Genomic DNA, 18,782 nt, shown 5'->3' on the forward strand with positions numbered 1-18,782 from the left:
CGAAACACCTACAACAATACGATCAAAGATAAACTGGAGCTCATAACCGGATTTGAACCGGTGACCTCTTCCTTACCAAGGAAGTGCTCTACCTGCTGAGCTATATGAGCAAAACAACCTACTCAGAATGGAGCGGGTGATGGGAATCGAACCCACGCAATCAGCTTGGAAGGCTGGAGTTCTACCATTGAACTACACCCGCAGGATTCTTCTAAAACTGATGGTGGAGGGGGGAGGATTCGAACCTCCGAAGGTAGAACCGGCAGATTTACAGTCTGATCCCTTTGGCCGCTCGGGAACCCCTCCGTACTTATTCGATCCATTATTCTCTCTTTTTTTTATTCGGTCAAGTTTTTTGTATTGAAAATTACTGCAAATGCCCGCCGCCCCGAAATTGGTTCGATAAATGACACCGTCCCGTTATTATCTTGCCTCGATTTCACCCGCACCCCACCAAGAAAAATCGCTGATCATGAGGAGTCTTCTGAAACACAACGATTAACCAGCAAATCCATCGCATCACACAGTTCTACCCGCCTAATTCAAAAGCCGACTGGGTTTGATCAAAGTAAAACCGGCGCACTGCGCCCCTGCCTTGCCGCCGGTTCTGGCCTGGATTGCTGCTTCTGCCAGCGTATCGGCCAACCCCAGGAAATCGGCTACTTCAAAACGCATCGTCAAATTCTGCACGTGCAAATGCACGACGCCGCATTCGCGGCAGATTTGCGCTCTGCCGAACTCGGTTGCCGCCAGCCAATCGTGACTACAGGGTTTCTTGCTCATCGCTCACTCCTCAATACTATGTGAAAAATCCACCAAACCTTGCCGGCCACCGAGTTTTGCGGCGGCCAGCGATAAAAACATCTTCCAGACAATTTGCTTGGAACTCAGATCCAGACAACGGAAATCGGTTGCGTGCAGTTGGCCTTTTTCAACCAGCGTCGCAAGTACGTCAGGCGCAATCGCCAGATTGACGCAATCCGTTTTGTCAAAAAATGAAATGAGTCGTTTCACGGAAGCTAATAAGGCTGTGAATTTGAAACAAATGACAATCATTCTCATTTAATTCGTAAAGCACTTTCCCCTCTGAGCGAAATTATTTTTTTCAAAGCGTACAACAATGGCGGCGGAATCGGCCGTAGCGACGGCATTAAATCCACGCGAAACGCCCGCCAGACAAGGCTTTACGAACCCGATTCCTGATTTTGTACCGGCAGAATAATGCCAGCCGCCGCAAGGTTGAACCGACGTTTTCACGAGCACGTTGCTCAATAGCAACAGTTGACAAGGCAGCCGAAACTCATAAAATGAGAATCGTTATTATTTGAGAACGATTTTATTTACGCTATCCGCGCCCCCGTTCTCATCCAGGAACCTGTAAAACTAACACTCCCTTCCGGACGAAGAGGGCATTTTAGAGCTTCCTATAGATTACGCTCCCGCCGCCAATCGCGCCGGAGACAAATACTGCAAACCACCTTAGCCACCCAGCGTTCCTCGCCAGGCAGCCAACCGAATTTATGCCAACTTAAGGGGAACGTATGTCCGATACCAAACAACTCTGTAGCAAATCCGGCAACTCCAAATGGCGGCTAGGCGCCCTTCTGCCGCTTGGCGCCGCCTTGAGCGGCATGGCCCTGGCCGAACCGACAACCAACACCGTCGCCGACAACGATCAGGAACTGGTGCTCGACGACGTTAAAGTCAAAGCCAACCGTGATAAACCGGTCAACCGCTTCAAGGCCGACACGTCTACAACCGGCAGCAAAACCGAAATGGCGATTCGCGACATCCCGCAGTCCATCAGCGTGGTCAAAGAAGAATTGATCGAATCGCAAAATGCTTTTAATTTGCGCGATGCGTTGCGTAACGTCAGCGGCTTGACCATCGCCGCCGGCGAAGGGGGTCGCACCGGCGACTCGATCACGCTGAGGGGCTTTTCCGCCAATTCCGACCAATATCTGGACGGCGTCAAGGACAATGGCCAATACGCCCGCGATACGTTCTTCATCGAACGCGCCGAAGTGTTGAAAGGTGCGTCGTCGATTCTGTTCGGCCGCGGCGCAACCGGCGGCGTGATCAACCAAGTGTTCAAGAAACCCACCGGCAAAACCGGAGTCACCGGCAGCTTCACCTATGGCCTGTACGACTTCAAACGCACCACCATCGACGCCGAGACCAAATACCAGGATCTGGGCGCGCGCTTGAACGTGCTGTACCAGGATGCCGACTCGTTCCGCGATTACAACTACACCAACCGCTGGGGCATTGCGCCGTCATTCAAATGGGATATCACGGCCGATACCGACCTGACCTTGAATCTGCTTCATCAGCAGGAGGACGGCGTATTCGACTATGGCGTGCCGATGTATAAAGGCCGACCGGCCGACGTGCCGATCAATACCTTCTACGGTTATTACGACAACCGGATGATGGACACCGATGTCAACGTCACCACCGTGGCCTTGACCCACCGCTTCAACCAGGATTTTTCGGTGAAAAACACCGTGCGTTACGGCGACTACGAACGTAAATACCTGACTCACTTATTCTCCTGTCCGAATACCGGCATCTGCGTACCCACCAGCGGCGCCAATGCCGGCACCATCAACCGTAGCCAGGCGCTAAGGCTGAATACCCAGGAAAACGTCTATAACCAGACCGACTTCGTTTACAAGAAACCGTTGTTCGGCCACGTCAATACGTTGATGTTCGGCAGCGAGTTCGGCTGGGAGGAGTACGATTACAAATCCAAGAACTCGACCGGTTTGAGCCGGATATCGGTGTTCGACCCGCGTATCACGGCTAGTACCAGCGGCATGGCTTACGACTTCAGCGGTTTTCTGGCCACCAACCGGCTGACTCGGGCGCAAACCTACGCCGGCTATTTGATGGACCAATTCGAAATCACGCCGGAATGGAAAATCCTGGGCGGCACTCGTTACGACGTGTTTGAAGCCCAGCAGATCGACCGGATCAGCACCGGCAATTTCGATACCAGCGTGTCGCAATGGAGCCCGCGCGGCGGCATTATCTGGCAACCCAGCAAGGAGCAGTCTTACTACTTCAGCTACGGCAAGTCCTTCAATCCGTCTGCGGAAAGCTTGAGTTTGTCGGCCAATAACGCCAACCTGCCGCCTGAGCAGAACCACAACTACGAGATCGGTGCCAAGTGGGACTTGTTCGACGGCAAACTGTCGGCCACTGCCGCGGTGTTCCGTCTGGAAAAAACCAATGCCCGCACCACGTCACCACTAGATCCGAATTTGCAAATTCTGGCCGGCGAACAACGCACCGACGGCTTCGAACTGGGTTTGGCCGGACAAATCATGCCGAGTTGGGATGCGTCGATCACCTACGCCCACCTGGATGCCGAAATCACCAAATCAACATCTACCGCGAACGGATCGGTCAGCGGCGCGGTCAAGTCGTTCCTTGGCATGACGCCGGTCAACGTACCCGAGGATAGCGGCGTGGCCTGGACCACTTACCATCTGACCGACAACTGGGAAATCGGCGGTGGCGTGTTCTACGCCAGCCACCGTTACGCCGATAACGTCAACGAAGCGGTGCTGCCCGGCTACGCCCGGTTGGATGCGGTGGTGGCTTACCACCAGAAACATTACGATGTACAACTGAACGTGTTCAACCTAACCGACACGGTGTATTACGAGTCCGGCCAACAAAACTCGGCGCTGCCCGGCACGCCGGTATCCGGCCAGTTGACCGTCAGTTTTAAATATTAACCGCTGCGGGAAATGCCGGAATCGGCGTTTCCCGCTGACTAATTTTGCTCTTACCGATGGATTGCCATGAATAGCATCGCCGACAGTGTATCCACGCCAGCCAGCCGCCCACCGAAAAAAACCAATGGCGGCTATTTATTCCTGCCCAAAAATCTTTCGCGCGGCGCTTTTTTGAAATGGCTGCGCCGCACCCACGCCTGGTTCGGGCTGTGGGGCGCAGCGCTGGGTTTGCTGTTCGGTTTTACCGGCATTTTGATGAACCACCGCGAGGTGATGAAAATTCCGATCGGCCGAATGGAACCCAAGGAAATCCAAATGGCTTTGCCCGAGCCGAAGCCGGCAGACCCGAAAGCTCTCGCCGTTTGGTTGGGCCAAGTGCTGAACGTCGATACCAGCCACGCCAGAGTGCGCAAGGAGCCGGGCAAGACCGTGACCTGGAATAACCAGGCCGTGCAACAGCCGGCTTCGTGGCAGATCAATCTGCGTAACCCGCAGCATATGTTGTCGGCCGATTACTGGGAAGGCAACGCTTTCGTCACAGTCAAACAAAGCGACGCCAATCTGCTACAAACCCTGAACAATCTGCACAAGGGCGTCGGGATGGGCGTGGGCTGGGTGTTGCTGGTCGACACCCTGGCCGGCGGCCTGATTCTGCTCAGTCTGACCGGTACGTTGCTGTGGACCCGGCTGCATGGCAACCGGCTGGCCGCGGCTGGTTTGGGTTTGGGCTCGTTGAGCCTGATGTTGTATCTGGCCTTCGCTGCGATCGGAGCTTGAGCCATGTTGATCGAAATTCCGCAGGTGCTAAACGCGGACGAACTCAGCCGAGTCCGCGGGATTCTGGCCGATGCGGCTTGGGCCGACGGCCGCATCACGGCCGGCAGCCAATCGGCGCAAGTCAAAAACAACTGGCAGTTGCCGGAACAATCCAGCCAAAGCGCGGCGGCCCGCGTCATTTTGCTTGAGGCTTTGAACCGCAACGCTTTGTTTCTGTCTGCGGCGCTGCCTAAGCGCATCTTCCCGCCCCTATTCAACCGCTACGAAGGCGAACACAACACCTTCGGCAACCATATCGACAATGCTGTTCGGCATTGTCCGGTCACCGGCCAGCGCGTGCGCACCGATCTGTCGGCGACGATTTTTCTGGCCGATCCGGATAACTACGACGGCGGCGAACTGGTCATCGAAGACACCTACGGCCAGCATGCCGTCAAACTGGCCGCCGGCGACATGGTGCTGTATCCCGGCTCGAGTCTGCACCGAGTGGAGCCGGTCACTCGCGGCGCGCGAGTCGCATCGTTTTTCTGGTTGGAAAGCATGGTGCGCGAAACCGAACGCCGCCGGCTGCTGTTCGAAATGGATATGGCCATCCTGCAATTGCGCAACACCGGCGGCGACAGCGAGCCGGTGGTCAATTTGACCGGCTGCTACCACAACCTGCTGCGGATGTGGGCTGAGGTTTAAGCGCGCGTCCCAACTTTCTAGCGGCGGCGCCCCCGGATTCGGTTTCGAGCCGTGCAACCTATTGTGCCGCTATCGGCTAAACTTGCCGACACCGCCACCCCGCACTTAGAGCTTTGCAGACTACCCGCCAATGAATCCGATTGTTTTCGCCGTAGCGGCATTCGCAGCCGCATTGGCTTTAGGCTATTTGCTGGTCAAGCGCCGGATCAAGCGCAAGCGGGCGAAAACGCCGAAATCGGCCCCGGCCAAGCCCAATCCCAACGACCGGGTCATCGCCTGCCCGGCCTGCGCCCAGCAAATCAAATTCACACTACCGGTCAAAAGCAACAAGGCCCAATGCCGTAAATGCGCGGCACAATTCAAATTGGACGTCGACGCGCATAGCAACGTCTATATCACCGAAATCAAGCTGCCGGAAGACGATACCGCGATTAAAACCTTGGACGAATGCTTTGCGATTCTAGAAGTGAAGCCGGACGCGATTCCGCTGGACATCCGCGCCGCTTACAAGAAAAAAATTTCGGAATACCACCCGGACAAGGTCGAAAACCTGGGCCTGAAAATCAGGAAAGTGGCGGAAGAAGAAACCAGAAGAATCAATGCCGCCTATGCGATGTTGCAGGAAGACGGCCGGGTTTAATCGTTGGCCTGCTTTGCCAGCCGGATCATCTCGATCTGATTGCCGGCCGGGTCTTGAATGTACACCGACGCGGTGCCGTCGCGGTGGGTTTTCAAAGGGCCGTAGTCCTCTGCGTGTTCGGAGACGATGGCGAAATGCGGTGGGTGTTGGTTAGGCAGCACCAAAGCCAGCGCCACGTTGGCGAATTGCAGCAAGGCCCAGGTCTCATCCTGGTATGCCACCTTCAGTCGGTAGCGGCTTTGGTACCAGTCCACGCTTTGCTGAATATCGTCGACTTGAATGGCAATGTGGTGAATGGTATCCATCGTACAAGCTCCAACGGCCGGTTTCGGGTTAATCAACGGCTAATTTATACCGCACACCAGTTTTGCGGCAAGTTCAGGCAAATCAAGCCCTAGCGGCGAATTGGGCCGCCGTTCGCCAGCCGGCTAAAACCCATAAAATAGTTATGCGACAAATTGTCGCGTTTTTTCTGGACAAGAGCATTTTTCTTCAATAGAATGCGCCCACCTTGACTCAGGTCAATGCGCCTTGCAACGGCGCATCTTTAAAAAGGGGGAGGAGGTAAGCGACCGTTTCGGCGGTATAACAAGAAAAACAGCGCAACACTTTAACCTACCGCCACATCGGGTAGGCGTCCATCAAAAAACATAAAAACACCGGACGGAGCCCACTTAATCGTGGGCTTTTTTATGTTCTTATCACTTCATTCAACTTGTTGTTATTCTGATGAAAGAAAAGCCAGACTCCATACCCGCCGAACTGATGGAATACGAGCGGTTCATTGAGGAATTGCTCAACGACACCAAGCATCCGGTACATAACCGCGCACATCCGCTGCATCAGGAATCCGTCAAAGCGCTCGACGAGATGATGCGGAGAGTCGAAGAGATGCGCAACGAGTGGTTGTCGAAAGGGTAAACTCGGATCCAGCTTATCCGTCGAGCTGACTTTAAACTCCGGACGATGAGTTTGTCCGCTCCCGCCCCGCGGGCCGGCGCAAGCGCACCGAACGACTCACGCCAAGCCTAGGCCGACTCAGTGTATCTCGGTCGAAACCACCATCGGCCGGTCCAGTTTATCCGGATACTGGCATACCATCTGCACCAATTCTTGCGCCATATGCAGCCGGCGCTGGTTCTCCAGCAAGGATTGCAGCCAGACCACTTGGCGTTTCAATTCGACGATCTGGGCTTCCTGCTCGGACACGGTTCGTAATAATGCTTCCAAAGACATCGTAGACATTTTTCTATCCCCCGTTTCAGTTAGTAATCGATTCAACATCCGGTAACCGGTGTTAAGTTCCCTGCCGAATTGGAGACGGTAAACCGGATTTTCAATGTTATCCCGTTTACCAACCCGATCTTGCTGGCGGCATAGACTCCGAAAACCTGCCGGCACGACTGCAAAAATCCAAACCCAATACCGCCGCCGTTCAACCAGTTAAGCGGCTGGCGCGGAAAAACCTGTAACCGGTTGGCGCTAAACTGTGACACCGATCCGGAAAATTGTCCTCACATTCTCACCCGTCTGAAAAATGGACATGTTGGGTTAGGAGCGACGTCGGCGGCAACCGTTTGCGGCCAGCCAGCTAGCCGATCCAACTCTATAAAGAGTCTAAAACACCGGAGTAATTCCGGGGCCAAGCACCGGCGAGGCCAATATAGTCTATCCTGAAGCCCCGCTGCATAAAGACACCGGGCTAAACTGTGCGATAGAATGCCGCATTGACTTTACCCCGGGGATAGACAATGCCGCACGATACACCCAAGGTCTACAGTGAAACAGAAATCGTCGAACGTCTGAGCCGGGAGTTGCCGCATTGGTACTACGAAAACGGCTGGATTCGCCGCAAATACAAGACCAGCGGTTGGAAAGCGACGTTGATGGTGGTCAACACGGTAGGCCATTTGGCGGAAAAAGCCTGGCACCACCCCGATTTGACCGTTTCCTATGCCTTCGTGATCGTCAAACTGGTAACCCACGCCGCCAAAGGCGTGACCGACAAGGATTTTGCGTTGGCTAAGAAAATCGAGGAAGTGGTGCACTGGGATGCCGCCGCCGAATCCGACGGCATCTTCGAAGGCACGCCGGATGATCCGCGTTTCAAATATATTAAAAAAGACTGAGGACAGCACGATGACCGAAATCACCGAGGTACCCAGCCCGTTCTGCGGTATCGGCACCGACGACCTGACGATCCGGGTGGACGGTGTTACCTTGCAAGTGGCCGCCAACGGTTGCGCGGTCAACACACCGGCTTTCGAACAGCCGCTTACCGATTCAACGCCACGCATCGCCGGACAAGCCGCCAGCCTGGAAGCCGCCGTCACCAAGGCCGCCCAACTGCTGCGCGACACCCGGCAGCCGGTCATAGGCGGCTGCGCGACCGACGTCAACGGCATGCGCGCCTTGCTCGCGTTAGCTGACAAAACCGGCGCCGTTGTCGACAACATCAACTTCAACGCGGCTCGCCGCAATCTGTTGGCAATGCAGGATTCTGGCTGGATGAACACTACTTTGGCCGAGGTCAAGAATCGCTGTGATTTGCTGTTGATCATCGGTACCGATCCCGAAGTCTTTGCACCGCGCTTTTTCGAACACTTTATGTGGAACGAACAAGCGATGTTCCTTGAAAGCACTGATCAACGTGACGTGATTTATCTCGGCAAGACGCCCGCAGGCAAGGCCCCTGTTTCACCCTCTGGCAAAACACCAACCGTGCTCGCCTGCGACGACGCCGACCTACCGGACGTCGTGGCGGTATTGTCTGCTCTGATCAGAAATCAACCATTGCAGCTTGAAACCGTGGGCAATATTGCGGTTTCGGCACTGCAAAAAATAGCCGACAGATTACGCCAAGCACGTTATGGCGTCGTATTGTGGAGCGCGGGCAAACTCACCTTCGAACATGCAGAACTGACCGTGCAAGCCATCTGCAACATTGTCAAAGACATTAATATGCAGGGCACCCGCTGCTCGGGGCTGCCACTGGGCGGCAAGGAAGGCGATTACACGGCCAATCAGGTTTGTGGCTGGACGACCGGTTATCCAGCACGAGTCAATTTCGCCAAGGGCTATCCGGAGTACGATCCGTTTCTGTTTGATAGTCAGGCCATGATCGCCAACGGCGAAGCGGATGCCTTGGTATGGGTGCAAGCCTATAACTCAATGGCGACGCCACCAAGAACAGACTTGCCGACCATCGTTGTCGGCCGTTCCGGCATGCAACTCGAACACGAACCCGATGTGTTCATTCCAGTCGGTACGCCGGGAATTGATCATGCGGGTCATGTTTACCGAATGGATAGTGTAGTGGCCTTGCGCTTGAAAAAATTGCGCGATTCCGGTTTGCCCAGCACCGCCGAGGTGCTGAATGCCATTGAACAAGCCCTTTAGGATATCGACATGCTGATAAAACTCACAGGTGGCACCGTTTACGATCCGGCCAGCGGCGTCGACGGCCAACAACAGGACATTTATATCCAAGACGGCCGCATCGTCGACGCGCCGAAAGATGGCAGACCGGTCGATCAGGAATACGATCTGCACGGCAAAGTCGTCATGTCAGGAGCCATCGATATGCACACTCACATCGGCGGCGGCAAGGGCAACATCGCCCGCACCCTGTTACCGGAAGACCACCGGGCAGATCCGGTCCACCGCACGCACCTGACCCGCTCCGGCACCGGTCACGCCATGCCGTCCAGCTTCGTCGCCGGCTACCGTTACGCGGAAATGGGTTACACCGCCTGCTTCGAACCGGCGGTGCTGCCGATCAACGCCCGTCAGGCCCACATGGAAATGGGCGATACGCCCATCGTCGATAAGGGCGGCTACGTGATGCTGGGCAGCGACGACTTCCTGCTGCGCATGCTGACCGCCAAAAAAGACCAAAAAGCCATCAACGATTACGTGGCCTGGACCCTGAACGCCGCCAAAGGCATCGGCATTAAAGTCGTCAATGCCGGCGGCATCAACGCCTTCAAATTCAACCAGCGCAAACTGGATCTGGACGAAAAGAACAGCCACTACGACGTTACGCCAAGGCAAATTCTGCAAACCCTGGCCCGCGCGGTCAAGGAACTGGGGGTTACCCATCCGCTGCACGTGCACGGTTGCAACCTAGGTGTACCGGGCAACGTCGATACCACCTTGAACACCATTCAAGGTGTCGAAGGCTTGCCGATGCATTTGACCCACATCCAGTTTCACAGCTACGGCACCGAAGGCGACTTCAAATTCTCATCCGGTGCCGCGCAAATCGCCGAGGCGATCAACAACAACAAAAACATTACCGCCGATGTCGGCCAGATTCTGTTCGGTCAAACCGTCACCGCGTCCGGCGACAACATGCGGCAGCACGCCAACCACCGCTTTGCCAGCCCGAACAAATGGGTGTGCATGGACATCGAATGCGACGCCGGCTGCGGCGTGGTGCCGTTCAAGTACAAAGACCAGAACTTCGTCAACGCCTTGCAATGGGCAATTGGCTTGGAAATCTTCCTGTTGGTCGAAGACCCATGGCGGATTTTCCTGACCACCGACCACCCCAACGGTGCGCCGTTCACTAGTTACCCGCATTTGATTAGATTGCTGATGGACCGCAGCTTCCGCAACGACATGCTGGCGACCATCCATCCGGAAGCGCAGAAAATGACTACGCTGGCCTCGATCGAGCGCGAATACACGTTGAATGAAATCGCCATCATGACCCGTGCCGGCGCGGCCCGTATCATCGGCCTGAAAGATCGCGGCGCGTTGGCACCCGGCAATTTCGCCGACATCACGGTCTACACCGAAAATGCCGACCGGCAGGCGATGTTCGCCAAGCCTGACTATGTGTTCAAGGACGGCGAACTGGTGGTCAAGGACGGCGAAGTAGTCAAAGTCACCTGGGGCACGACCCACATCGTCAAGCCGGATTACGATTTGTCGATTGAAAGGGAATTGAAACCGTATTTTGATAAATACCTGACCATGAAACTCGGCAACTTTAAAATCAGCGATGATGAGATTAGCGAAGACGGCCGCGGCAGTTTGACGACGCATCCGTTGCATATCGGCGTATAGGTCAATCGGAACCCAAGGAACAAGATGACTCTAACATCGATCACAATCGCCGACAGAGAAGCCGAGCTGGCCGATTATCTGGCACGCCAGCCTTATCTGGTCGAGCAGGACGGCATTACTCTGAATATTGCGAAAAATGTATTTCCCTCGGATTTCGGCTTGACCAGCTCGTTTTTCGGCGACTTCATACTTCAGCAAAAACCCGCCAAGAGTGGGCTGGATATGGGCTGCGGTAGCGGCTATTTCGCGTTTATTTTAAAAAAGATCGGCTGCGAAGAGGTTATTGGTGTCGACTTCAATCCGGATGCCGTCGCCTGCGCCCGCCACAACAGCGGGTTGAATCCGGAGATAGCGCCGAGCGCATTTCTGCATAGCGATTTGTTTGCCTCGGTTCCGGCCAAACGCTTCGGGATGATTGTTTTCAATTTCAATTACTATCCCTCCAACGGCACATTCGGCTTGAACGAAGACGGCGGCCAACAAATACTGCGCCGCTTTTTTCGCGAAGTTCCGGATTATCTGGAGCCGAACGCGCAAATATTTATTCCGTTCTCCGATTTCGTCGGCGCCGAACACGATCCGAAACACGTCGCCCCCGAATTTGGCTTTAACGTCATAGCCGCTGCCGAAACGCACAACCACGCCGGACGGCACGTGATTTACCAAATCAATCAAAATCAAATCGATTCACCCTACGCGGCTAACATCGAAACGCAGAACACCGAACTATGAGTAGACACGATGATAATTAACGGCGTAACCATAGACCCCACCTTCGCCGAAGCCTTCCCAATGAAGGCGACGCGCGCCATCATCACCGCCCAGAACGAGAAATGGGCGATGATTTCCGCACAGGCCATGACCGGCTTTGCCACCTCCGTGATTGCCTGCGGCTGCGAAGCCGGCATCGAGCGGGTGTTGAGTCCGGACGAAACCCCAGACGGCCGCCCCGGCGTAGCGATCATGATTTATGCCATGGGCGGCAAAGGCTTGGCCAAGCAATTGGAAACCCGCGCCGGCCAGTGCGTGCTGACGTCGCCGACTTCCGCTTTATTTGCCGGCATCGAAGGCGGCAAGCCGATTCCGTTGGGTAAAAACCTGCGCTTCTTCGGTGACGGCTTTCAGATTGCAAAAAAAATCGGCGGCAAACGTTACTGGCGGGTACCGGTGATGGACGGCGAATTTTTGACCGAAGCCACCACTGGTATGGTCGACGCGGTCGGCGGCGGCAATTTTCTGGTACTGGCAGAATCGCAACCGCAAGCTCTGGCCGCCTGCGAAGCGGCGATCGAAGCGATGAAAAAAATTCCTAACGTGATCATGCCCTTCCCTGGCGGTGTGGTGCGCTCCGGATCGAAGGTCGGTTCCAAATACAAAGCCTTGAGCGCTTCGACCAACGACGCGTTTTGCCCGACTTTGAAAGGCGTGACCAAAACCGATCTTTCGCCGGAAATCGAATCGGTGATGGAAATCGTCATCGACGGTTTGAGTAAGGAAGACATCGATAAAGCGATGCGGGTCGGCATTCAGGCGGTTTGCGATCTGGGTGCCGCCAATGGCATCAAGCGCATCAGCGCCGGTAACTACGGCGGCAAACTCGGCCCATTCCACTTTCACTTGCAGGAGATCATGGCATGACCTCGTTGACGTTTACTCTGATCGAAACGCCGCCGGCGCAGCGCATCGACATGTCGCCGCTGGTCTGCCACAAACTGGCCGGCCTGAGCCTGGACCAAATTGCGGCGATCGAACTGCAATGCGGTAAACAAAAGCTTCGCGTCGATCAACTGTTCCATATAACCGGCAGCAATGCCGACGACATCAGTATCGTCGGCAGCACCGGCAAGCTGGATTTCATCGGCAAAGAGTTGGCCAGTGGCTGCATCAGCGTACAAGGCGAAGCCGGCGCCTATTTGGGCATGCAGATGAAGGGCGGTACGATCAATGTGATCGGCGATGTCGGCTTCTATGCCGGCTGCGAAATGAAGAACGGTCTGATTCAAATCGAAGGCGATGCCGGAGATTTTCTCGGCAGCGCGCTGCCTGGCAATAAGCAAGGCATGAAAGGCGGCACTATCCTGGTCAAAGGCAACGTCGGCCAGCGTTGCGGCGACCACCTGCGCCGCGGCCAAATTTTGGTCGAAGGCAATGCCGGCGATTATTGCGGCTCGCGCATGGTCGCTGGAACCATTGCCGTGATGGGCCAAGTCGGCCGTTACGCCGGTTATGCCATGCGGCGCGGTACTTTATTGCTGTGGAACCAACCGCAATTGCCGGCTACATTCAACGATTGCGGCTCGCACACGCTGGCATTCCTGCCGATGCTATTCGCGTCGTTTAAATCGCTGAACTCCCGCTTCGCCGACAAAGGTATTGCCTTCAACCGGGTACGCCGCTTCGGCGGAGATATGGCGGAAGCCGGGCGCGGGGAAATTCTGGTCAAACTTTAAGCGGCCGCTTAATGCCGGCCGGTTCCCGCCCGGTCGGCAGCAGCTATTTTGAATGCCGAAAACGCTCAGCACTAACGACCACGACCGGAACATTGCCGGCCTGCGCTACGTTTATCCGGTAATTTCCCGCCGCTCCGGCGGCCTGTCGATCGGGATCAATTTCAACCCCAACAACGCCTGCAATTGGCACTGCGTATATTGCCAAGTCCCTGGCCTGCAGCGAGGTAACGCGCCGGAAATGGATTTTGATTTGTTGGAGCGGGAACTGCGAAGTTTTCTGAATCAGGTTTTAAACGGCGACTTTTATCAGCGCTTCAATGTCCCGGAACCGCAGCGAGTTATCAAGGACATCGCCATCTCCGGCAACGGCGAACCCACCAGCCTGAAAAATCTCGATAAAGCGATCAAACTCATCGGCGACATCGCCAGCCAAGTCGGGGTGTTCCCCGGGAGCCGTTACGTTCTGATCAGCAACGGTAGTTTGATAAATCAAGCAGGGGTGCAGCAAGGACTAGAAACATTGGCGCGTTACAACGGCGAGCTATGGTTTAAGGTCGATAGTGCGACCGAGTCGGGCCGCAAACTGATCAATCGCACCGGCCAAAGCCAGCAGAAACTGTTGGAGCACCTGCAAATCGCTGCGAAGCTTTGCCGAACCAAAATACAGACCTGCGTTTTCAGCTATCGATTTGCTTGGTCAGACCAAGAGAAACAAGCTTATTTGAGTTTATTGAAACAATTGCGGCAGATGGGAATAGACATCGAGCAGGTCATGCTTTACAGCTTGGCACGACCGTCTTTACAAGCGGAAGCGGTGGAATTGGCCAAAGCATCCGCAGCCACCATGGATGCTTTGGCAGCCGACGTCAAAGCCTTGGGCTATAACGTCAGCGTCAGTTATTAAGCGCGAATATCTAAAATTGAACCCAGCATTTTTTCGTGGGCCTTGATGATTTTGACACCGGCCGAAGTTTCCAGCTCGGCTTCTTTCAAACTCAACACCGGCTTGAACATCTCTGCCGAGCCGACATCTTTGGAACCACCGACCTCCTGCTCCTGCACCGGCAGACTTGCGATTGTCTGTGCGGCAGTACTGGCTTTTTGCTGAGCTTGCGAGATCAGGCTGGTGGCACTGTTCAGAGCATTGGTAATCATGGTACACCTCCTGAAAACAGGTTTGCATCATACCGCTTAGCGTAGCGGCCGGCAGCCCGAAACTTTAATTTTTGTCAGCATTTTGCAGACACAATCACACTCGTTAACTATTTGTCTTTTTTAAAGATTTTTGCACACAGACCTTGCAGGTAAGGCGCCAGTTTGCTTTGGCAGAGCGAGCATGCAGACAAGCCTGTCTGCTTAGCCCAAGCCGCTAATTTGCGGTAAGCATCGATGCCGCCTAACTCCTCGAATTTGGTTTCGACGATGGTACTCCACTGCGGCCTGGGTTGGCCTTGCCCGTCCAGAAACACTTTGTCGAATAGCCACATTTCCGCCACCGACACCGTCCACATAAACGCAAACGATACCGCCATGCCGCCGCCTGCCAATACCACCAGCCAAGCAAATATCGGATGCAATTTGGTCAACCACCACGACAAAATATCCACTAGCAGGAAAACATACGGCATGCCGATCGCGATCGACTTGTATTTGACGGTACTGGTTTCGGCAAAACTGAAAATCAAGCCGACAAACATGAATATGAAACTGATGCCGAACAAATGGATATGCGACACCCGGGTCAACGAGCCGAAGGTGGCGCCTTCGTCCTCTTTGGTCAACTCTTTCAGAACTTTGAAATCGGTGAAATCCGGCAGCGACGATTCCTTGTTGTGGCACATCACGCAGCGTTCCTGAATTATCTTGGCCACGCCGGACTCTTCGTATTCGTCCTGGTCGGCGCCATCGCGCACCCATTGTATGATTTGAAAACGTTCTTGTTCCGAGGCGTTCTCCTTCATCGAACCATTCAGTTTGGTCTCCAACACCGTGCCGGAGCGGTTGCCGTAGTAGCTGTATACGATATCGTCTATCGATAAGCCGAATTTACCGTCGGCCATCCCGTGGGTAAACAGGATCTGAATCAACGCTACCAAATAACCGACCGCTACCGTCGTCAAATAACCCGTGAAAAGCACTTTAACCGGGATATCCAATTGTTTTAACGATGAAAATTCGCGTGCCATACTCTAATCCCAGTTTAGAAAGGAGCTTGCATTATAGCCGCTTGCCGCGCCGCTCCCTAGAGAAATGGCCTTGTTGCGCGCATAAAAAAGGCCCTTGAACAATCAAGGGCCTTTGTTTCCGTAACCGTTTAAGGTTTATCTGGGCAGGACATTGGTGGCAGTCAAGCCTTTAGGGCCTGATTCGATATCGAACTGGACCGATTGGCCAGGCGACAAGGTTTTAAAACCTTCTCCCAAAATCACGGAATGATGCACAAACACATCTTCTTTTCCTTCGGAAGGCTCGATAAATCCAAAACCTTTGGTGTTGTTAAACCACTTTACAGTGCCTGTTGCCATCTTAAAACTCCTACAAAATAAAACTATTGGTTACGCAGACCGACATTATTGGCAACCGTTGCTGCCGGAAGCAGTGGCGATAAGCCGCGAACATCTGTTATCTGAGCGCGGGCATTGTACTTTGAATCATTGGTCTAAGCTACCGGCGATATTCGGCATTACCATGAAAATTCAACGGATATTTTGCTTAGCACAAGCCTGTGCGCTTGAAAACCGATTCAGGCCGCCCCATGTCGGTCGCAACTAAACTTATTTTCCTAACGAGGTACGCTGCATGCGAATGGATAAATTAACCAGTAAATTTCAACAGGCTCTCGGCGATGCACAAAGTCTGGCGCTGGGCAAAGACCACCAATTCATCGAGCCGTTGCATGTCATGCAGGCCTTGATCGACCAGGAAGGCGGCAGTATCAAACCGCTGTTGCAGCAGGTCGGCGTCCAGGTCAACGCCTTGCGCAACGATCTGTTGAAAGAGATCGACCGTTTGGCCAGCGTTTCCGGCGCGGGCGGGGATGTACAAATTTCCAACGAACTGTCGCGGATGCTGAATCTGACCGACAAACTGGCGCAAAAACGTAAAGACGCCTACATCTCCAGCGAACTCTTTCTATTAGCGGCGCTAGACACCAGCGGGACCTTGCAGAACCTGCTGAAAAAGGCCGGCGTCAACGCATCGGCCGTCGAAAAAGCCATCGAAAACATGCGCGGCGGCCAGAACATCAACGATGCCAATGCCGAGGACCAGCGCCAGGCTTTAAAAAAATATACGATCAACCTGACCGAGCGCGCCGAGCAAGGCAAACTGGATCCGGTGATCGGCCGCGACGACGAAATCCGCCGCACCATCCAGGTGTTGCAACGCCGCACCAAGAACAACCCGGTGTTGATCGGCGAGCCCGGCGTCGGTAAAACTGCGATCGTCGAAGGCCTGGCGCAACGCATCGTCAACGGCGAGGTACCGGAAGGCATTAAAGGCAAGCAACTGCTATCGCTGGACATGGCGGCGCTGATCGCAGGCGCCAAATTCCGTGGCGAGTTCGAGGAGCGCCTGAAAGCCGTCTTGAACGACATTGCCAAGCTGGAAGGCCAAGTGATTCTGTTCATCGATGAATTGCATACCATGGTCGGCGCCGGCAAAGCGGAAGGCGCGATGGATGCCGGCAATATGCTGAAGCCCGCCCTGGCCCGCGGCGAACTGCATTGCGTCGGCGCAACGACGCTTGACGAATACCGCCAATACATCGAAAAAGACGCCGCGTTGGAACGCCGCTTCCAAAAAGTCCTGGTCGACGAACCCAGTGTCGAAGACACGATCGCCATCCTGCGCGGCTTGAAGGAGCGCTACGAAATCCACCACAGCGTTGATATAACCGACCCGGCGATTGTTGCTGCAGCAATGCTGTCGCACCGTTACATTTCCGACCGCCAGTTGCCGGACAAGGCCATCGACCTGATCGACGAAGCCGCCAGCCGAATTCGGATGGAAATGGATTCCAAGCCGGAAGCGATGGATAAACTCGACCGCCGCCTGATCCAGCTGAAAATCGAACGCGAGGCGATGAAAAACGAAAGCGACCCAGCCTCGAAAAAACGCCTGGAAACCTTGCAGGAAGACATTGCCGAGCTGGAAAAGGAGTATTCCGATCTCGACGAAATCTGGAAAGCTGAAAAGGCGGCGCTGCAAGGCACGGCCACCATCAAAGAGCGGCTGGAACACGCCCGCCTGGAGTTGGAAGTCGCTCGCCGCAACCAGGATTACACCCGGATGTCGGAGCTGCAGTACGGCGAAATTCCGAAACTGGAGAAGGAACTAGACTTGGCTTCGCAAGCCGAAATGCAGGAAGCCAAATTATTGCGCAGTAAAGTCACGGATGAAGAAATCGCCGAAGTCGTGTCGAAATGGACCGGCATCCCGGTCTCGAAAATGATGGAAGGTGAGCGGGAAAAATTGTTGCGAATGGAAGAAGAACTGGGCAAACGCGTGATCGGCCAAACTGAAGCCTTGAAAGCGGTCAGCAACGCGATCCGCCGCTCCCGCGCCGGACTTTCCGACCCGAACCGGCCTAACGGATCGTTCCTGTTTTTGGGGCCGACCGGGGTCGGTAAAACCGAGTTATGCAAAGCCTTGGCCGAATTCATGTTCGACACCGAAGAAGCCATGGTCCGCATCGATATGTCGGAATTCATGGAGAAACATTCGGTCGCGCGTTTGATCGGTGCACCGCCGGGTTACGTCGGCTACGAAGAAGGCGGTTACCTGACCGAAGCCGTGCGCCGTAAGCCCTACTCTGTGATCCTGCTCGACGAAATCGAAAAAGCCCACAACGACGTGTTCAATGTCTTGCTGCAAGTGCTGGACGACGGCCGACTGACCGACGGCCAGGGTCGCACCGTGGATTTCAAAAACACGGTGGTGGTGATGACGTCCAACCTGGGCTCCAGCGTGATTCAGGAACTGGCGGGCGAAGACAACTATGCCGAAATGAAAGACGCGGTAATGGACATCGTCGGCCAGCATTTCCGGCCGGAATTTATCAACCGGGTCGACGAGGCCGTGGTGTTCCATCCGCTGGGACAAGACCAGATCCGGGCGATCTGCAAAATCCAGATCGATCTGCTACGTCGGCGTCTGCAAGAGAAGGAAATCGGTTTGGATGTCAGCGAACAGGCCTTGGATCTACTCGGCGAGGCCGGCTTCGATCCGGTTTACGGCGCACGGCCATTGAAACGGGCGATACAACGCCAATTGGAAAATCCATTGGCTAACGAAATATTGGCCGGCCGTTTCTTGCCGGGCAATACGATAAAAATCGATGTTGCCAACGACGGCCTGACCTTCAGCAAATAAGCCCGCCGCGCCGGCCCGGATTCAAGTCCGGGCCGG

At 54.7% G+C, this 18,782-nt stretch carries 20 protein-coding genes and 3 tRNA genes; 13 read left to right on the top strand and 10 right to left on the bottom strand.

All coding sequences use genetic code 11. From position 1 onward, the window contains the following. Positions 1 to 34: 34 nt before the first annotated feature. The 5 genes from NP603_RS20870 to NP603_RS20890 all read right to left on the bottom strand — a co-directional run bounded on the left by NP603_RS20870 (position 35) and on the right by NP603_RS20890 (position 1,062). Positions 35 to 110: transfer RNA gene (locus NP603_RS20870), tRNA-Thr, on the bottom strand. An 18-nt stretch (positions 111 to 128) separates the two neighbouring features. Then, a tRNA-Gly gene (locus NP603_RS20875) sits at positions 129 to 202 on the bottom strand. A 19-nt stretch (positions 203 to 221) separates the two neighbouring features. After that, positions 222 to 306: transfer RNA gene (locus NP603_RS20880), tRNA-Tyr, on the bottom strand. Between the two features lie 231 nt (positions 307 to 537). Then, positions 538 to 783 carry a hypothetical protein gene (locus NP603_RS20885; RefSeq protein WP_256612799.1) on the bottom strand — a complete coding sequence of 82 codons (246 nt, stop codon included), beginning with the start codon at positions 781 to 783 and terminating at the stop codon, positions 538 to 540. A gap of 3 nt (positions 784 to 786) precedes the next feature. Next, positions 787 to 1,062, bottom strand: a complete 276-nt coding sequence (locus NP603_RS20890) for a hypothetical protein (protein ID WP_256612800.1) — start codon at positions 1,060 to 1,062, stop codon at positions 787 to 789. 479 nt (positions 1,063 to 1,541) lie between these two features. Between NP603_RS20890 and NP603_RS20895 the strand changes: the two genes are divergently transcribed. From NP603_RS20895 to NP603_RS20910, 4 genes are all read left to right on the top strand, one after another. Then, complete coding sequence (locus NP603_RS20895) at positions 1,542 to 3,746, top strand: TonB-dependent receptor (protein WP_256612802.1); 2,205 nt, start codon at positions 1,542 to 1,544, stop codon at positions 3,744 to 3,746. A gap of 66 nt (positions 3,747 to 3,812) precedes the next feature. Continuing rightward, positions 3,813 to 4,523, top strand: coding sequence for a PepSY-associated TM helix domain-containing protein (locus NP603_RS20900; protein ID WP_256612803.1), 711 nt, complete (start codon positions 3,813 to 3,815; stop codon positions 4,521 to 4,523). A 3-nt stretch (positions 4,524 to 4,526) separates the two neighbouring features. Further along, positions 4,527 to 5,210 carry a Fe2+-dependent dioxygenase gene (locus tag NP603_RS20905; protein WP_256612804.1) on the top strand — a complete coding sequence of 228 codons (684 nt, stop codon included), beginning with the start codon at positions 4,527 to 4,529 and terminating at the stop codon, positions 5,208 to 5,210. 130 nt (positions 5,211 to 5,340) lie between these two features. Continuing rightward, positions 5,341 to 5,850 (top strand): J domain-containing protein, encoded by a 510-nt coding sequence (locus tag NP603_RS20910; RefSeq protein ID WP_256612805.1) that lies wholly within the window; start codon positions 5,341 to 5,343, stop codon positions 5,848 to 5,850. Here the strand turns inward: NP603_RS20910 and NP603_RS20915 are convergent. After that, positions 5,847 to 6,155 (bottom strand): VOC family protein, encoded by a 309-nt coding sequence (locus NP603_RS20915; RefSeq protein ID WP_256612806.1) that lies wholly within the window; start codon positions 6,153 to 6,155, stop codon positions 5,847 to 5,849. The genes NP603_RS20910 and NP603_RS20915 overlap by 4 nt on opposite strands. Positions 6,156 to 6,579: 424 nt before the next feature. On the opposite strand from NP603_RS20915, the gene NP603_RS20920 reads away from it, so the two are divergent. After that, complete coding sequence (locus NP603_RS20920) at positions 6,580 to 6,771, top strand: hypothetical protein (protein WP_256612807.1); 192 nt, start codon at positions 6,580 to 6,582, stop codon at positions 6,769 to 6,771. A gap of 117 nt (positions 6,772 to 6,888) precedes the next feature. Here NP603_RS20920 and NP603_RS20925 read toward each other — a convergent pair whose 3' ends face one another. Next, positions 6,889 to 7,095, bottom strand: a complete 207-nt coding sequence (locus NP603_RS20925) for a hypothetical protein (RefSeq protein WP_256612808.1) — start codon at positions 7,093 to 7,095, stop codon at positions 6,889 to 6,891. A gap of 506 nt (positions 7,096 to 7,601) precedes the next feature. On the opposite strand from NP603_RS20925, the gene NP603_RS20930 reads away from it, so the two are divergent. From NP603_RS20930 to NP603_RS20960, 7 genes are read left to right on the top strand one after another with little or no spacing between them, the layout of a single operon-like run. Beyond that, complete coding sequence (locus tag NP603_RS20930) at positions 7,602 to 7,979, top strand: 4a-hydroxytetrahydrobiopterin dehydratase (protein WP_256612809.1); 378 nt, start codon at positions 7,602 to 7,604, stop codon at positions 7,977 to 7,979. A gap of 10 nt (positions 7,980 to 7,989) precedes the next feature. Then, positions 7,990 to 9,249, top strand: coding sequence for a formylmethanofuran dehydrogenase subunit B (locus NP603_RS20935; protein WP_256612810.1), 1,260 nt, complete (start codon positions 7,990 to 7,992; stop codon positions 9,247 to 9,249). 9 nt (positions 9,250 to 9,258) lie between these two features. Next, complete coding sequence (locus NP603_RS20940) at positions 9,259 to 10,923, top strand: formylmethanofuran dehydrogenase subunit A (RefSeq protein ID WP_256612811.1); 1,665 nt, start codon at positions 9,259 to 9,261, stop codon at positions 10,921 to 10,923. A gap of 24 nt (positions 10,924 to 10,947) precedes the next feature. Then, positions 10,948 to 11,655: a methyltransferase gene (locus tag NP603_RS20945; protein ID WP_256612812.1), complete on the top strand. Its 708-nt coding sequence runs from the start codon at positions 10,948 to 10,950 to the stop codon at positions 11,653 to 11,655. Between the two features lie 9 nt (positions 11,656 to 11,664). Then, on the top strand, positions 11,665 to 12,561 hold the full coding sequence (gene fhcD, locus NP603_RS20950; RefSeq protein WP_256612813.1) for a formylmethanofuran--tetrahydromethanopterin N-formyltransferase: 897 nt from the start codon (positions 11,665 to 11,667) through the stop codon (positions 12,559 to 12,561). Continuing rightward, entirely contained in the window at positions 12,558 to 13,373 is an 816-nt protein-coding gene (locus tag NP603_RS20955) for a formylmethanofuran dehydrogenase subunit C (RefSeq protein WP_256612814.1), read from the top strand. Before fhcD ends, NP603_RS20955 begins: the two co-directional genes overlap by 4 nt. Before the next feature lie 52 nt (positions 13,374 to 13,425). Further along, a complete protein-coding gene (locus NP603_RS20960; RefSeq protein WP_256612815.1) occupies positions 13,426 to 14,277 on the top strand; it encodes a radical SAM protein in 852 nt (283 codons plus the stop codon). Here NP603_RS20960 and NP603_RS20965 read toward each other — a convergent pair. The 3 genes from NP603_RS20965 to NP603_RS20975 all read right to left on the bottom strand — a co-directional run bounded on the left by NP603_RS20965 (position 14,274) and on the right by NP603_RS20975 (position 15,898). Beyond that, entirely contained in the window at positions 14,274 to 14,528 is a 255-nt protein-coding gene (locus NP603_RS20965) for a hypothetical protein (protein WP_140910866.1), read from the bottom strand. The genes NP603_RS20960 and NP603_RS20965 overlap by 4 nt on opposite strands. A gap of 107 nt (positions 14,529 to 14,635) precedes the next feature. Continuing rightward, a complete protein-coding gene (locus NP603_RS20970; protein WP_256612816.1) occupies positions 14,636 to 15,559 on the bottom strand; it encodes an Aq_1264-related membrane protein in 924 nt (307 codons plus the stop codon). 135 nt (positions 15,560 to 15,694) lie between these two features. After that, positions 15,695 to 15,898: a cold-shock protein gene (locus NP603_RS20975; RefSeq protein WP_256612817.1), complete on the bottom strand. Its 204-nt coding sequence runs from the start codon at positions 15,896 to 15,898 to the stop codon at positions 15,695 to 15,697. 274 nt (positions 15,899 to 16,172) lie between these two features. On the opposite strand from NP603_RS20975, the gene clpB reads away from it, so the two are divergent. After that, entirely contained in the window at positions 16,173 to 18,746 is a 2,574-nt protein-coding gene (gene clpB / locus NP603_RS20980; RefSeq protein ID WP_256612818.1) for an ATP-dependent chaperone ClpB, read from the top strand. Positions 18,747 to 18,782 lie beyond the last annotated feature (36 nt).

The sequence above is a fragment of the Methylomonas aurea genome, from assembly GCF_024505045.1.
Lineage (GTDB): Bacteria > Pseudomonadota > Gammaproteobacteria > Methylococcales > Methylomonadaceae > Methylomonas > Methylomonas aurea.